This window comes from Pseudoalteromonas sp. BZB3, assembly GCF_040104455.1.
In the GTDB taxonomy this organism is placed as follows: domain Bacteria; phylum Pseudomonadota; class Gammaproteobacteria; order Enterobacterales; family Alteromonadaceae; genus Pseudoalteromonas.
The window spans coordinates 101,489-117,618 of the sequence record NZ_JBECOS010000018.1; the positions used below are offsets into that span (position 1 = coordinate 101,489).

14 protein-coding genes are annotated in these 16,130 nt (G+C 43.4%); 2 read left to right on the forward strand and 12 right to left on the reverse strand.

The features are described from left to right. Positions 1-32 precede the first annotated feature (32 nt). The 9 genes from ABMY35_RS19495 to ABMY35_RS19535 form a co-directional block, all read right to left on the reverse strand. Positions 33-1,127 carry a DUF5700 domain-containing putative Zn-dependent protease gene (locus tag ABMY35_RS19495; protein ID WP_349287744.1) on the reverse strand — a complete coding sequence of 365 codons (1,095 nt, stop codon included), beginning with the start codon at positions 1,125-1,127 and terminating at the stop codon, positions 33-35. A 153-nt stretch (positions 1,128-1,280) separates the two neighbouring features. Further along, on the reverse strand, positions 1,281-1,745 hold the full coding sequence (locus tag ABMY35_RS19500; RefSeq protein ID WP_349287745.1) for a nuclear transport factor 2 family protein: 465 nt from the start codon (positions 1,743-1,745) through the stop codon (positions 1,281-1,283). 322 nt (positions 1,746-2,067) lie between these two features. Continuing rightward, a complete protein-coding gene (locus ABMY35_RS19505) occupies positions 2,068-2,661 on the reverse strand; it encodes a LysE family translocator (RefSeq protein ID WP_349287746.1) in 594 nt (197 codons plus the stop codon). 130 nt (positions 2,662-2,791) lie between these two features. Continuing rightward, positions 2,792-3,964, reverse strand: coding sequence for a 2-methylaconitate cis-trans isomerase PrpF (prpF, locus tag ABMY35_RS19510; RefSeq protein ID WP_349287747.1), 1,173 nt, complete (start codon positions 3,962-3,964; stop codon positions 2,792-2,794). Between the two features lie 47 nt (positions 3,965-4,011). Further along, positions 4,012-6,603 (reverse strand): Fe/S-dependent 2-methylisocitrate dehydratase AcnD, encoded by a 2,592-nt coding sequence (gene acnD / locus ABMY35_RS19515; RefSeq protein WP_349287748.1) that lies wholly within the window; start codon positions 6,601-6,603, stop codon positions 4,012-4,014. Positions 6,604-6,761: 158 nt separating this feature from the next. After that, positions 6,762-7,883, reverse strand: a complete 1,122-nt coding sequence (gene prpC, locus ABMY35_RS19520; RefSeq protein ID WP_349287749.1) for a 2-methylcitrate synthase — start codon at positions 7,881-7,883, stop codon at positions 6,762-6,764. An 84-nt stretch (positions 7,884-7,967) separates the two neighbouring features. Next, a complete protein-coding gene (gene prpB, locus ABMY35_RS19525) occupies positions 7,968-8,846 on the reverse strand; it encodes a methylisocitrate lyase (RefSeq protein WP_058032543.1) in 879 nt (292 codons plus the stop codon). Positions 8,847-8,904: 58 nt separating this feature from the next. Next, a complete protein-coding gene (locus tag ABMY35_RS19530; RefSeq protein ID WP_349287750.1) occupies positions 8,905-9,564 on the reverse strand; it encodes a GntR family transcriptional regulator in 660 nt (219 codons plus the stop codon). 611 nt (positions 9,565-10,175) lie between these two features. Next, entirely contained in the window at positions 10,176-10,385 is a 210-nt protein-coding gene (locus ABMY35_RS19535) for a cold-shock protein (RefSeq protein ID WP_058031834.1), read from the reverse strand. A gap of 473 nt (positions 10,386-10,858) precedes the next feature. On the opposite strand from ABMY35_RS19535, the gene ABMY35_RS19540 reads away from it, so the two are divergent. Continuing rightward, positions 10,859-11,986 carry a GNAT family N-acetyltransferase gene (locus ABMY35_RS19540; protein ID WP_349287751.1) on the forward strand — a complete coding sequence of 376 codons (1,128 nt, stop codon included), beginning with the start codon at positions 10,859-10,861 and terminating at the stop codon, positions 11,984-11,986. On the opposite strand, the gene ABMY35_RS19545 is transcribed toward ABMY35_RS19540, so the two are convergent. Next, complete coding sequence (locus ABMY35_RS19545) at positions 11,966-12,556, reverse strand: DUF938 domain-containing protein (protein WP_349287752.1); 591 nt, start codon at positions 12,554-12,556, stop codon at positions 11,966-11,968. The genes ABMY35_RS19540 and ABMY35_RS19545 overlap by 21 nt on opposite strands. 194 nt (positions 12,557-12,750) lie before the next feature. Between ABMY35_RS19545 and ABMY35_RS19550 the strand changes: the two genes are divergently transcribed. Beyond that, a complete protein-coding gene (locus ABMY35_RS19550; protein WP_349287753.1) occupies positions 12,751-12,933 on the forward strand; it encodes a hypothetical protein in 183 nt (60 codons plus the stop codon). Positions 12,934-13,205: 272 nt separating this feature from the next. Here the strand turns inward: ABMY35_RS19550 and ABMY35_RS19555 are convergent, their stop codons facing one another. Together ABMY35_RS19555 and oadA are read right to left on the reverse strand one after the other, a co-directional pair. After that, a complete protein-coding gene (locus tag ABMY35_RS19555) occupies positions 13,206-14,336 on the reverse strand; it encodes a sodium ion-translocating decarboxylase subunit beta (RefSeq protein WP_138479187.1) in 1,131 nt (376 codons plus the stop codon). Between the two features lie 8 nt (positions 14,337-14,344). Continuing rightward, entirely contained in the window at positions 14,345-16,126 is a 1,782-nt protein-coding gene (gene oadA / locus ABMY35_RS19560) for a sodium-extruding oxaloacetate decarboxylase subunit alpha (protein ID WP_349287754.1), read from the reverse strand. Between the last annotated feature and the right edge of the window lie 4 nt (positions 16,127-16,130).

The window sequence follows — 16,130 nt, forward strand, 5'->3', positions numbered from 1 at the left end:
TCATCTTATCAGCATGATTTTATGTTTACTTTTTAAAGCGATGCACGTTGACGATACACATCTACGACAGCCTGCGAAAACTGAGGCTGCTGCGTACCAAGTCGTTCGACAGCTTGATTGTAAAGATGCGGAAACGCTCTTGGCGCCACCATAGACTCAACAAGCTCTTCCTTCATGCCTGCTTTAACTATGGTTTGTGTCATATACCAGCCGACGACGTGACCCCATAAAGGTAAGCCTGCTTTTTGAAAGGTCATAAAGTCAGCATTTTCATGATCACTTGCCGCTTCGCTCATGACTTTATTTAACGCGATTACATAATTGGGCGCTTTTTTTAATTCACTCGCAAAGTAATTTTTAATTTCATCAGAAAATGGTGATTGTGCTTCTAAAAAACGTGATTTATCTATCAGGTTAGCGACCCCTTCATGTTGTAGATGATCTATGGCCCTATCGAAACCATTTCCTCTATCTAGCGGCTTTGCCAATTTGATTTTAGCACGTAGATTGTGGTGCAACTCATGGGCGCCTAGTTCAAAAGGTGCATGTAAGTCTGACAAATACCCGAGGTAAGGGTCGAGTACTACACCCACAGCACTCGCATGGGCGTTTTGTCCAAAGAAACCAAATACATATTGTGTGGCTTGCTTTGATTGAAAAGCCTTTGGGATCCATTGATTGGCTAGTGCTAATGAGCGTTCAATGGCATCAGAGCCAGTCAGCATATTTTTGTATTCATTGATCCAATCTAAGTTATTTAAAGCCGCCCTTAAATGTTTCACCTCTTGCTTTTCGAAAGCATTTAATGCGTCAAAGTGTACAGCTTTCATTGGCAGAAAGGCGATTTCGAAACGGTTTTTTAATTTTTCTTGAGTCAGATCCGAAATACTAAACACCAACTGATAGGCGTTATGAGAAAAAAGTTGCTGCCACGCTTGTTCAGATGGACTTATACCCATTTTGAGCTGATTCACGATACGAATACCATCAGCTAATGACGAAAAATCGTATTGGCTATGTGAAGATATGTGCGTGTTTACAGTTGATGAAGCGTAAACTTTACTTGGTAAAGCTGCATTGGTTAATGCCACCGTAGATAATATGGCAGCCGAGATAAGTGATTTCATTTTTGTTCCCCAGACGTTGACGCTAGGTAACTTAAACAAGTTTAAAAATGAAACAAGTTTAGCACGCTAAAAAGCCCATGTTTTGAGATAAACTGCGAGTGGTCTTTATGACTACTCGCTCAACTAAGTCTATTATAAACAAGCTTTTTATTTTTAAGTTTTAGGTTTAGCCACAAAAGTCTTATTCACGATCCGCCAAGCGTCATTAAATTTATATAACACTAAGTAATCTATGTAATGGGTTTTTGATGTTTCGAAATTCAACTTCACCATGGCCATTTGCTCATCAACAACGTCTATCGAAAGGATATGGGCATGCCAGTGATCTTTGGTTGGCTGCTTAAATATCTTGGCAAAGTCACCCAGCTTTTGACTGCGAATACTTTGCTTGCCAGTTTCTTTATCTGTCACGATAGACTTTATATGACCATTTTCTAGCTCAAAAGCTTGTGCTATTAAGCCTTCGTCTGACTCTGCAATGCCTTTAAAGTAACTGTTTACCGTTTTAACAATATTGTTATGCTCAGCATTAAAGGTGGCTTTTGCACTGCTTGCGCCAGAGAAAGACACAACGGCTGAAAACGCAATGACTTGTAGACTAGATTTTAAATTCAACATCGGTGATTCCTTGGAAGTTCTGCTCTTATACCAGTCCGCTTAACTAAGGAGTCTATTTTGAGGCAAGAAAACCTTGTTGGTAGCACCGCTCACGCATCCTGCTATCGCTGAGGTACCTACATCCATGTAGGCAAGGCAAATATTTCGTTATTTAGTTGTTCTAAATGAGAAATCTTTAACGCAGCTATCATCAGGTTTAATCCCTCAAAATGATTAAGTGTTATTGCGGATTGGTATTAGCCTCTCTCACCCTGCTTACTATGTAAACGACTAATAAGTAACAATTTGTGTGTTTCTTTCAACAAAAGCTAGGTGTGAAAACTTAAAGAAAATAAGACACGCCAATGCTCGCTAATAGTAGCGATGCAAACGCAAGCCTGAGCCATTTTGCTTGTTCGGGTTTTGCAAAAAAAGGTCTGAGTTTACTGCCAATTGCCATCCATAATCCATCAACGATAACTGCAACAATAAAGCTAACCGTAGCAGTTAACATAGCACTGTAAACAGGTGAACTTGCAGGGATCATAAAGTTTGCAAAAATAGCTAAAAACGCGGCGTAAGCTTTTGGGTTGATTAAATTTAATATAAAGCCATCTTTAAAACTTGGCGCTGCGCCTGCTCTTTGCTCAATACCGCTGGTATTACTCGCGATCTTGTACGCCACATAAATTAAGTAAGCAGTTGCGATACCTTGGCAAATGAGTTTGACCGTTGGGAATTGCTCAAACAAACTACCTAACCCCAATGCTACTAAGCTAATTGCCACCAGCAAGCCGAGTAGAATACCAGCAAGAAACCCTAAACCCTGCTTAAAGCCAAAGCTGGCACCGACACCAGCTAGGGCAAGTGGTGCTGGCCCAGGTGAGCCTAATAGAAGTGCGGTAGTGAGTGCCAGGGTGGTGATTGCTTCTATCATTTATTCCTAATCCCTTTACTTTGAAAATATAAATACGGAGTGATTCAGCCATTAAAAAAGGCCCTCTCGGGCCTTGGGAGTATCACAACTCATGAACAATTTGCTTAAATTAACTTGAGTAGGTTTTTAATTAATTCTGCGGTACGCGTACCGAACCTTCCATTAGCACTCTTGCGCTTCGGCTCATGACCGCTTTTTCAGCCAGCCATTTGCCATCAACAAGTTTTGCAGCAGCACCGACTTTTAATGTGCCTGATGGGTGACCAAAAGTGACACTTTCACGCTCACTACCACCTGCAGCCAAGTTTACTATGGTGCCAGGAATTGCAGCAGCGGTGGCAATTGCAACAGCCGCTGTGCCCATCATGGCGTGGTGAAGCTTGCCCATAGAAAGCGCACGAACACACACATCGATATCCGACTCTGCAATCGCTTTACCACTTGAGGCGGTGTAAGCCTGAGCAGGTGCAGCAAATGCGATTTTCGGCGTATGCTGACGTACTTTTGCTTCTTCGATATCTTTGATCAAACCCATTTTCACTGCGCCATGGGCACGAATGGTTTCAAAACGCTCAAGCACAGCAGCATCGCTGTTAATGGCTTCTTGTAACTCTGTGCCTGTATAACCCAAATCTTCTGCATTGAAAAATAGAGTTGGAATACCCGCGTTGATCATGGTCACAGGGAAAGTACCAATACCCGGCACTTCAAGACTGTCAATCAAGTTACCTGATGGAAACATATCGCCTTCGCCGTCAGCTGGGTCCATAAACTCAACCACGACTTCGGCTGCAGGGAAAGTCACGCCATCTAACTCAAAATCACCGGTTTCTTGCACTTCCCCATTGGTCATAGGAATGTGCGCGATGATGGTTTTTTTGATGTTTGCTTGCCAAATGCGTACAACCGCAATGCCGTTTTCAGGCACACGTTCAGCGTCAACTAGGCCGTTGCTGATTGCAAATGCGCCTACCGCAGCAGTTAAGTTGCCGCAATTTCCGCTCCAATCGATAAAAGGCTTATCAATTGCTACCTGACCAAATAGGTAATCTACATCGTGATCAGGCACATCACTTTTTGCCAGAATTACCGTTTTACTGGTGCTTGACGTTGCACCGCCCATACCATCGGTGTGTTTTGCGTATGGATCGGGACTACCAATCACGCGCAGCAATAAATTGTCACGAGCCTCGCCTGCAACTTGTACTGCAGCGGGTAAATCAGCAAGGTTAAAAAAGACCCCCTTACTGGTGCCGCCACGCATATAAGTTGCTGGTACTTTAATTTGTGGTTTGAAAGCCATTTAAAAATCCTTCAAAAGCGAATGAGAAAGCCTCATTCGCTTATTTATTAATTATTAGCTTCTAAAAAGTCTTGTGCGAATCTTTGAAGAACACCGCCAGCCGCGTAGATTGATACTTCTTCTGCAGTATCAAGACGACATAGCATAGGCACTTCTACACGCTCGCCGTTTTGACGATTAATCAATAAGGTTAACGTTGCGCCCGGGCTTGGCTCACCAATAACGTCATAGGTTTCAGTACCATCAAGACCGAGTATTTTACGGGTTGTACCGGCTTCAAATTGCAGAGGTAATACACCCATACCGATTAAGTTTGTGCGGTGAATACGCTCAAAACCTTCTGCCGCAATCACTTCAACACCCGCTAAACGCACACCTTTGGCCGCCCAGTCACGTGATGAACCCTGACCATAGTCCGCACCAGCCACAATAATCAACGGCTGCTTGCGTTCCATGTAGGTTTCGATGGCTTCCCACATGCGAGTTACTTTACCTTCTGGCTCAATACGCGCTAATGAACCTTGTTTTACCTCACCGTTTTCGTCTAACACCATTTCGTTAAACAATTTCGGGTTCGCAAAGGTTGCACGCTGCGCGGTTAAGTGGTCACCACGGTGGGTTGCATATGAGTTAAAGTCTTCTTCTGGCAGACCCATCTTCGCCAAATACTCACCGGCAGCACTGCTTGCTAAAATTGCATTTGATGGTGATAGGTGGTCGGTAGTGATATTGTCACCTAATACAGCAAGTGGACGCATGCCTTTCATGGTGCGCTCAGCTGCTAGTGCGCCTTCCCAATATGGTGGGCGGCGAATGTAGGTACTCATTTCTCGCCAGTCGTAAAGCGGATCGTTCTTCTCGCCATAATCGACGTTTAAGTCAAACATTGGCTCGTATACTTGGCGAAATTGCTCAGGCTTCACGCTTTTTGCGATAACTGCGTCGATCTCTTCATCCGTTGGCCACAAGTCTTTCAGGGTAACAGGGTTACCGTCTTGGTCATGTCCAAGGACATCTTTTTCGATGTCAAAACGAATAGTTCCTGCGATCGCGTATGCCACAACCAATGGTGGAGACGCTAAGAAAGCTTGCTTTGCATAAGGGTGAATACGGCCATCAAAGTTACGGTTACCCGACAGTACCGCTGTAGAATATAAATCGCGGTCGATGATCTCTTGTTGGATTTTCGGGTCTAACGCACCACTCATACCGTTACAAGTTGTACATGCAAATGCCACAACACCAAAACCTAATTGCTCTAACTCTGGTAATAACTCGGCATCTTCAAGATACATTTTTACCGTCTTAGAACCCGGTGCCAGAGATGACTTAACCCAAGGCTTACGAGTTAACCCTTTTGCGTTGGCATTACGTGCGAGTAGACCTGCTGCAATCACGTTGCGCGGGTTAGAAGTATTGGTGCAGCTGGTGATAGCAGCGATGATCACCGCGCCATCTGGCATTTTGCCTTCTTCGTTTTCAACTGTGCCAGCAATACCCGCTTGTGCAAGTTCTGAAGTAGATACTCGGCGGTGTGGATTTGAAGGACCTGCGATATTACGACCAACCGTTGATAAATCAAAAGTAAGAACGCGCTCGTATTCTGCAGTTTCTAGGCTGTCGGCCCAAAGGCCTGTTTCTTTTGCGTAGTTTTCAACAAGCTGCACTTGCTCGTCGTCACGACCTGTGATTTTTAAGTAATCGATGGTGTGCTGGTCGATATAGAACATCGCAGCCGTTGCACCATACTCTGGTGTCATGTTTGAGATGGTTGCACGGTCACCAAGCGTTAAGCTTGCTGCACCTTCACCGTAAAACTCTAAGTAAGCGCCGACTACTTTTTCAGCTCTTAAGAATTCAGTGATTGCGAGTACGATATCAGTTGCGGTAATGCCCGGTTGTGCTTTGCCTGTCAGTTCAACACCAACAATATCTGGTAGGCGCATATAAGAAGCACGACCTAACATGACGCTTTCGGCTTCAAGGCCACCAACACCCACTGCAATGACACCCAGTGCGTCAACGTGTGGCGTGTGACTATCGGTACCAACCAATGTGTCCGGGAATGCTACACCGTCACGGGCATGGATAACTGGCGACATTTTCTCTAGGTTGATTTGGTGCATGATGCCGTTACCCGGTTGGATAACGTCAACGTTTTTAAATGCGGTTTTTGTCCAGTTAATAAAATGGAAGCGGTCGTCGTTGCGACGGTCTTCAATGGCACGGTTTTTCTCGAACGCATCTTTTTCAAAACCAGCGTGCTCAACCGCAAGCGAGTGATCAACAATAAGCTGAGTCGAAACAACTGGATTTACTTTAGACGGATCGCCGCCTTTTGCAGCAATCGCATCACGTAAGCCAGCCAGGTCAACAAGAGCGGTTTGGCCCAAAATATCGTGACACACAACACGTGCAGGGAACCAAGGAAAATCTAAGTCGCGTTTGCGGTCAATTAACTGCGATAAGCTAGCATCTAGCTTATCAGGCTCACAACGGCGAACTAGATTCTCTGCAAGTACACGCGATGTGTAAGGGAGTGTGGCATACGCGCCTGGTTTAATAGCATCAACGGCTTCACGGGTATCGTAATAAGCAAGTTGAGAGTTAGGTAAGATTTTACGGTATTTGGTATTCATAACTTTCTGACTTATTTATCCCATCGTCTTTCAAATTACATAGGTTTTAGCTGCCTACGTGAAATATGAAATCCATAGGGTAAAAACTTAAGCACTTGTCTTAAGTTGGAGTGACGGTAGTGAGTGACAAAGTCAACCTCTGTCACTCAAACTTCAAATTAACGCTCTGAAATTGGCGTTACAGGACGTAGCTCTTCACCTGTATATTCCGCTGAAGGGCGAATAATACGGTTGTCAGCACGTTGTTCCATCACGTGTGCAGCCCAGCCCGTTAGACGAGACATTACGAAGATAGGCGTGAATAGCTTAGTCGGAATACCCATGAAGTTATAAGCTGATGCATGGAAGAAGTCAGCGTTACAGAAAAGCTTCTTCTCGCGCCACATTACCTCTTCACAACGAACTGATACAGGGTAAAGTACGTCGTCACCCACATCTGCCGCTAGCTTTTCAGACCAGCCTTTGATGATTTCGTTACGAGGATCTGATTCTGAATAAATCGCGTGACCGAAGCCCATGATCTTCTCTTTACGCTCAAGTTTACCCATCATTTCAGCTTCAGCATGATCTGGTGAAGTAAAGCCTTCGATCAGTTCCATCGCTGCTTCGTTAGCACCACCGTGTAGTGGACCACGAAGTGAACCAATCGCCCCCGTTACACATGAGTGCATGTCAGAAAGCGTTGATGCACAAACACGCGCTGTGAAGGTAGACGCATTAAACTCATGCTCTGCATAAAGAATTAAAGACACATGCATAACTTGCTCGTGTAATTCTTTTGCTTTTTCGCCATGTAGCATTGTAAGGAAGTGACCACCAATTGAATCATCATCTGTTTCAACGTCAACACGCACACCATCATGACTAAAACGGTACCAGTAACAAATGATACTTGGGAAAACGGCTAGCATGCGGTCAGTTACTTGGTCTTGCTCATCAAATGTCGCTTCACCTTCAAGGTTACCTAACATTGAACAACCCGTACGTAATACATCCATTGGGTGTGCGTCTGCTGGAATACGCTCTAGTACATCTTTAAGGGCCTGAGGCAGACCGCGCATTGCACGTAATTTGTCTTTATAAGCATCTAGCTCTGCTTGCGTTGGTAGGTGACCTTTTAAAATTAGGTGCGCCACTTCTTCAAACTGACAGTTTGCTGCCAGATCTTTTACGTCGTAACCACGGTAAGTTAGGCCAGAACCCGATTTACCTACTGTTGATAATGCTGTTTTACCCGCTACTTGTCCGCGTAGGCCTGCACCGCTTAGTACTTTTGCCATGATGTTGTCTCCTGAATTATTTTTACCTGCTGGGTATTGATATGTGCTGAGTGCAGGTTCATTGCCTGCACTTCAAAATTACTATTACTTATTTTTGCCTTCGGCAAACAACGCATCAAGCTTCTGCTCGTAGTCGTGATAGCCAAGGTAATCATAAAGATCCATACGAGTTTGCATGGTATCTATGACAGCTTTTTGATCGCCGTTTTGTAAAATGCTTTGATAAACCAGTTCAGCGGCTTTGTTCATTGCACGGAATGCACTTAGTGGATAAAGCACCATATCTACGCCCCACTCACCAAGTTCTTCTTTGTTCCAAAGCTCTGTTTTACCAAATTCTGTGATGTTCGCTAAAATTGGCACATCTAGCGCTTCGCTAAATGCACGGTAGTGCTCTTCAGTTTGTACGGCTTCTGCAAAAATGCCATCAGCACCCGCAGCAACATAAGCTTTTGCACGCTCAATCGCCGCTTCTAGGCCTTCTTGTGCGAATGAATCTGTACGCGCCATGATGAAGAAATCAGGATCGGTACGCGCATCGACTGCCGCTTTAATACGATCAACCATTTCTTCGGTTGAAACGATCTCTTTGTTTGGGCGGTGACCACAGCGTTTTTGCGCAACTTGGTCTTCCATATGCACAGCTGCTGCACCGGCTTTTTCCATATCACGAACTGTTTTTGCGATATTGAAAGCACCGCCCCAACCTGTGTCAATATCAACCATCAAAGGTAGGTCGCATGCTGAAGTAATACGTTGTACATCAGCAATAACGTCGTTTAGAGAAGTCATGCCTAAATCAGGAAGACCATAAGAGGCATTTGCAACACCGCCACCTGATAAATAAATTGCTTGGTGGCCGATTTTCTTCGCCATCATTGCGCTGTAGGCATTAATTGTGCCCACGATCTGCAGAGGTTGATTGGCTTTTAATGCATCGCGGAATTTCTTACCCGCACTGATAGTTCCTGTTGTCATCTTGATGATCTCTCTGGTTATCCTGAAAATATGTGTAAGAAGCTCACTGGTTTAGCTTGGCTTCGATATTATTTTTTGAATACATAATGTGTCTGCGCATCAACATTTCAGCCAACTCAGGGTCGCGATTACTGATGGCTTGTACTATATGTTTATGCTCGTCAAAAGCGGTACTCACACGAGGGCCCGCCATGCCTAACTGCACGCGATACATACGCACCAAGTGATATAGGCCATTGACCAACATATTAATTAAATGATTATTTTTGCTGCCGAGAATAATGCGGTAATGAAAATCTAAATCGCCCGCTTCTTGATAATAGCGCTCAGTGGTTTTGATATTTTCTGACTGGCTATTCAAGAGCATTTTCAGCTCTGTGACTTCGTCATCAGACATATTAGTTGCAGCAAGACGCGCCGCCATGCCTTCTAGTGACTCACGAACTTGGTAAAGTTCGATTAACCCCTCAGGGCTTAATGCCACCACACGTGCACCCACATTTGGCTTGCGTTCAACCAAGTTACAGCTTTCTAAACGGTTAATAGCTTCTCGGACTACTGCACGGCTTACTTCATACTTTGTCGACAACTCAGTTTCACTAAGTTTTGCTGATGCTGGGATTTCACCCTCTACAATCTCTTTTCTTAAACGAAAAAACGCTTTATCGGAGGCTGTTACAGCATTTTCATGAAAAATCGACATAGTAAATCTTAAAGCCGTGTTTAGTAAGTTGTAGACAATATAGTGGCGGTTTACGTGAACGTCAACCTAGAAATCACAAGATTGTCGACAATATTTAAATATAGTGTTTATAAGTTTGGTGAATATAGGGATGGTGAGAGTGAATAGATTAGGTTATAGGTAAAGAGGTTTTTGTTGGGGTTTAAGTTAAGAAGCTAAGTTCACTATTGAGAAATGAAATAAGTAAATTTTGTTTTGTATTACATCCATGTAGCTTCGCCCATCGGGTATCCATTCCCTCACCTCCTCGTGCTACGAAACTTTGTCTCGATCTTAATAAGAATTGAGTTGTAATACTTCCATGTAGCTTGGGTCCGGTTCGGCCATCCAAGGCCTCACACTCAACGCTAGTCTTGCTGCGCGCACTATAAACGAAAAATTTTGGATGCTGTGCTGTTTTACATCCATGTAGCATTGCCCATCGGGTATCCATACCCTCACCTCCTCGCGCTGCGAAACTTCGTTTCGGTCACTCGTCGCCCTTGCGCAAACAGCGCGAACTGCGTTCACTAGTTTGCACCACATATAAAAAAAGCAAGCTAGTGCTTGCTTTCTTGTTAAGTGATTAACACTTAAAGTACAGTGATGTTCTCAGCTTGTGGGCCTTTTTGACCTGTAGCTAATGTGAACTCTACTTTCTGACCTTCAACTAGAGTGCGGAAACCGTCACCTTTGATAGCGCTGAAGTGTGCGAAAACATCTGGACCATTTTCTTGTGCAATGAAACCAAAACCTTTTGACTCGTTAAACCACTTAACGGTACCAGTAACTGTATTAGACATAATATGCATATCCTGATCTTTAAAATTAACTATGCCCTTGTGGGCGCATAGAGCAAAAACTAGACGGTACTTAAAAACTTCAGGACGGTACTACAAGTATGACTCATACAATAACGTGGTGGAAATTTATAAACACTGACAAATTTTTGTCTATCTTCATAGTAAAGCCCTCTCATGCTAAGTCAAACGATTTTAGGTCAAAAATTGATTAATTTTTAATTACAGGTAGATCTCTTACACACCATAAGGAATACAATCATAAGTTACATTATTGTATATAAATCAACATAGTTATGATCAACCAACTAAATCGGCGGATAAATTGGCTTATGTCACAGGAGTTTCAAAGCTGAATACTTATTAAGCATACAAAGTTCTAACCTTGCTTTTTTATTTAGTGAATAAGGGCAGTTTAAGGCAAAATTAAATCTGATATCATACCATTTAAATTAGCCTTAATTTCTGTACACCCCATGACCTATCAGCACGAGTTTATAGACTCTATTTCAAATATCTCGGAGCATACTTGGAACTCACTTACAAATGAGCACGTATTTTCCAGTTATACTTGGCTCGGCGCATTGGAAATCAGTGAATGTGTAAACAAACAAACTGGCTGGCAGCCTCAGCACCTTGTCATTAAGCAAAACGATCATATAGTGGCTATCTTGCCAGGCTATTTAAAAAACCACTCTTATGGTGAGTACGTCTTTGATTGGGCATTTGCTGAAGCATACGAAAGGTACGGGCTAGATTATTATCCTAAATGGCTATGTGGTGTACCTTTTACCCCAGTGCAAGGTCCTCGCATTCTTAGCAAGCACATCACGCCTGAATTAATAAGTTATATAGAGGCAACTTTACTTGAGTTTGGTGAAAATGGTCTCAGTGGCATTCATCTTAACTTTTTATCTGAACATGCAAATTTTGCCAATACCACATTGATCCCAAGACGCAATGTGCAATTTCACTGGCAAAATAAAGGCTATCAAAGCTTCAGTGACTTTCTATCAGCGCTTAATGCTCGAAAGCGAAAGATGATCAGTAAAGAGCGATTAAAAGTACAACAACAGAGTTTAACCATTCGCTGGTTTTCTGGTGATGAGATTAATGGCGCCTTACTTGATGCCTTTTATTTAAGTTACCGTCTGACTTATTTAAAGCGCTCGGGCCATAATGGCTATTTAAATCGCGAATTTTTCGCCCTGATAATAAAAAACTTACCTCATGCTGTTCGTTTATGCTGCGCGTTCAAAGATGATGCTATTGTTGCCACTAGCCTTTATTTTGTTTCAGGCGATACCCTATACGGCCGCTATTGGGGGGCTATTGAATCCCAATATGATTCGCTTCACTTTGAGCTATGTTATTACCAAGGTATTGAACTTGCGATAAAAGAAGGCATCACCACTTTTGATGCCGGCGCGCAAGGCGAGCATAAACTCGCCCGTGGCTTTGAACCCGTTTGGCGCCACTCTTACCACACCTTGTTTAGACCTGAGTTTAAAATCGCGCTACAAGACTATTGCGAAAGAGAAGCCCAAGCCTTACAGCAGTACTTTATTGAATGTGAAGCTAAATTACCGTTTAAACACCAATAGTCGGTTATTCGCAGGCATTTCATGGTCTTGAACTAACTCAAAGCCTTGTTTCTTCACCAAAGAAACAACCCACTCTTGATCCCGAATACCACTTTGTGGGTCTCTTGCCCTTAACATGGCATCGAAGCCTTGGTTACTTTCACTGGTAAACTGTCCATTGTAGTTAAACGGGCCATAAATGAATAAATGACTTTGCGAATGACTGTGTTTAGCGGCACCAATGATTAGCTTTTCAACCAAAGACTCAGACACAATATGAAGTGTGTTCGCGGTGTAAATTGCATTGTACTTTTCATTCACAGGCCAATCATGATTTAAATCTAGGGTAATAGGCGCAATTAAATTACCCAGCTTAGCTTCGTCTAACCAAGCGTTGATCCCTTCATGATGCATGGCTTGATCTGCCGTTTGCCAAGTTATATTCGGAAGATGCTTTGCAAAATGCACAGCATGCTGCCCGGTGCCGCTTCCTATTTCTAAAATTTTTTCTTTATCTGTTAGATATGTTTGTATCTTATTCAGAATTGGAGCTTTATTGTTTTCACACGCTTGAGAATATGGCTTTGTCATGGTCTTTTTGCACTAAATTGAGGAGTTACTGCCCGTTATTGATGCAATTAATTTAAGAAATAGCAAGCGAGATCAATAAATCTTTTCTATAACTACTTAAAGTGTCTACATAAGTTTTTCTTGGTACAACTTCTGCAAAACAAACTACACAGAGATACCAATACTTCAAAGCGTGCAACTCGAGGAGAGATAAGATGAAGATTTCAGAGATCACCCAAATGCCATCTGAATTAAAGAGCCAAGGCGTCATCAAAGATAATAACGAAGAAGATTTAAAGAAAAGTAAGTCTTACAAACAAGAAGTCGCAAATCTTATGCAGCTCGAAGAACAAGAGAAAGAACATACAGAGCAAAGCTTTTTGTATGGATATAATTAACCTGAGCTCTGGATAATAAATCTATCTCCAGCGGCTACTTTCAGCGCTAACAGTGTTGAATTTACTTACAATAGGCCAGCTATTGATTCGTAAATTCGCCTTGTTATCGCTAAAAGTCTCCGGCTGCAGACTTGAAAAATTACTTATCATTTCAATATCAATACGTTAGTAAATCTCTTAACCAAAGCTCAGGTTAACTAATACAATTACGCCAAATCAAAAAAAGCGCAGCCAACGGCTGCGCATTTAGGTTGGAAGAAACTTATTACTAGCTAGCCAACAAGTGCTAGCAGAATACCTGCTGCCACGGCACTGCCAAGTACACCTGCTACATTTGGCCCCATTGCGTGCATTAACAGGAAGTTATGCGGGTTATTCTCTAGGCCCACTTTATTCACTACACGTGCCGCCATTGGTACCGCTGATACCCCTGCCGCGCCGACAAGTGGATTTATAGGATGCTTCGAGAACTTATTCATAATTTTCGCCATAAATACACCCGATGCTGTACCAATTGAGAAAGCCAAGGCACCAAGCACTAAAATACCTAACGTCTCAACAGTTAAGAATTCAGTCGCTGATAACTTAGAGCCCACAGCTAAGCCTAAGAAAATAGTCACGATATTGATAAGCTCATTCTGTGCTGTGTTACTTAATCTATCAACCACACCACACTCACGCATTAAGTTACCTAAACAAAACATACCAACCAGCGGCGATGCTGACGGTAAGAACATAATCGCTAGACCAAGTACTGCCAGTGGGAAGATAATTTTCTCACGCTTAGTCACATGGCGAAGTTGTGGCATTTCAATCTTTCTATCTTCTTCAGACGTTAGCGCACGCATGATCGGCGGCTGGATAATTGGTACTAATGCCATATAAGAATATGCAGCTACCGCAATCGCGCCCAAAAGTTCTGGTGCAAGCTTTGAGGCTAAGAAAATAGCCGTTGGACCATCTGCACCACCAATGATAGCAATTGCAGAAGCATCCTGTAGGGTAAACTCAAAGCCTGGTACAAAGTTCAGTGCAATAGCGCCAAATAATGTCGCGAAAATACCAAACTGCGCAGCAGCACCCAACAGTAACATACGTGGGTTTGCAATCAGTGCACTAAAATCAGTCATCGCGCCCACGCCCATAAATATCAACAGCGGAAAAACACCACTATCAATACCGATATAGTAAACGTAGTACAACAAGCCACCTGGCTCTGCCAAGCCTGCAACTGGAATATTCGTTAAGATTGCACCAAAACCAATTGGTACAAGGAGTAAAGGTTCAAACCCTTTTGCTATAGCAAGGTAGAGTAAACCACAGCCCACCGCCATCATGACTAGAGCTGGCACGGTAAAGTTGGCAAGGCCCGTTGCTTGCCATAAATTTAACAACCCGTCCATGTGACCTCCTATGCAAGCTCAATCATGGCATCGCCCGTTGCGACAGAGTCACCTTCAGAGACTAAGACATTTGCAACCGTACCGCTGTGCGTCGCACGCACTTCTGTTTCCATCTTCATGGCTTCCATGATCATGACTACATCGCCTTCAGCGACTGCATCACCTGCACGTACCAATAACTTAAAGATGTTACCGGCAAGCGGTGCATTGAGCGTTTCGCTCGTACTGACCGATGCTGACTGTGGAATAAGCTCACTATCTTTGACTTGTACTTCTTTTAGTTCACCACCTGGTGCAACGACAACATCATAAACTTTGCCATCAACTTGCACGCTGTAACGCTCTGTTGATTGTTTTTGTGGAGAAGCCGGTTTTGCAGCAGGCGCAGGCTTTTCAGTGGTAACTAGAGTTGGTTTCGGCTCAAATGCATCTGGATTATTTCGATTCTTAAGGAACTTAAGACCAATTTGCGGGAATAACGCATAAGTTAACACGTCATCGACTTGCTCTTCAGCCAACTCTATGTTGTCTTCTTTGGCTTTCGCAACTAGCTCAGCCTCAAGGCTATCAAGCTCAGCATCGATTAAATCAGCAGGGCGACACGTGATCGCTTCTGCGCCATCTAATACGCGTTGTTGTAACTCTGAGTCAACTTCAGCTGGGGTTGAACCATACTCACCCTTTAACACACCCGCCGTCTCTTTAGTGATGGTCTTGTAACGCTCACCAGTTAGAACATTTAGTACCGCCTGAGTACCGACGATTTGCGATGTTGGTGTCACAAGCGGAATAAAACCAAGGTCTTTACGAACAGCCGGGATCTCTTTTAGAACATCATCTAGCTTATCGCCCGCGCCTTGTTCTTTAAGCTGGTTTTCCATATTAGTTAACATACCGCCTGGTACTTGAGCGAGTAAGATACGGCCATCAACGCCTTTTAAGCTACCTTCAAACGCCGCGTATTTTTTTCTAACTTCACGGAAGTAGCTCGCAATTTCTTCAAGCTCACCAAGGTTTAAACCTGTATCACGCGCTGTGCCTTCAGTGATAGCCACCATGGTCTCTGTGGCGCTATGACCATAAGTCATACTCATAGACGAAATAGCGGTATCAAGCATATCAATGCCCGCATCGATTGCTTTTTGGTATGTCGCTGTGCTTAAACCCGTTGTCGCGTGACACTGCATGGCAATTGGCACTGACACGGTATTTTTAAGTTCAGTGATCAGTTCTTCTGCATCATAAGGCTTTAATAAGCCAGCCATATCTTTAATACAGATTGAATGACAGCCCATGGCTTCTAGTTTTTTCGCTTGATCTAGCCACATGTCTAAAGTGTGAACCGGACTCACAGTATAAGAAATGGTACCTTGCGCATGCGCTCCGACTTTAATAGCGGCTTTAATCGCAGTTTCGAGGTTTCGGACATCATTCATGGCATCGAAAATACGGAAAACATCAACACCATTATGATGTGCACGTTCTACAAATTTCTCCACCACGTCATCGGCATAATGGCGATAACCCAGTAAGTTTTGACCACGTAAAAGCATCTGCTGCTTGGTGTTTGGCATGGCTTCTTTTAAAGCGCGAATGCGATACCAAGGATCTTCGCCCAAATAACGGATACAAGAATCAAAGGTTGCACCACCCCAAGATTCAACAGACCAATAACCGGCTTTATCTAGTTTCTCTGCGATTGGTAGCATGTCTTCTAGTCGCATTCGCGTAGCAAGTAATGACTGGTGTGCGTCTCTTAAAACCAATTCAGTTAATTTTAACTTTGACATAGTG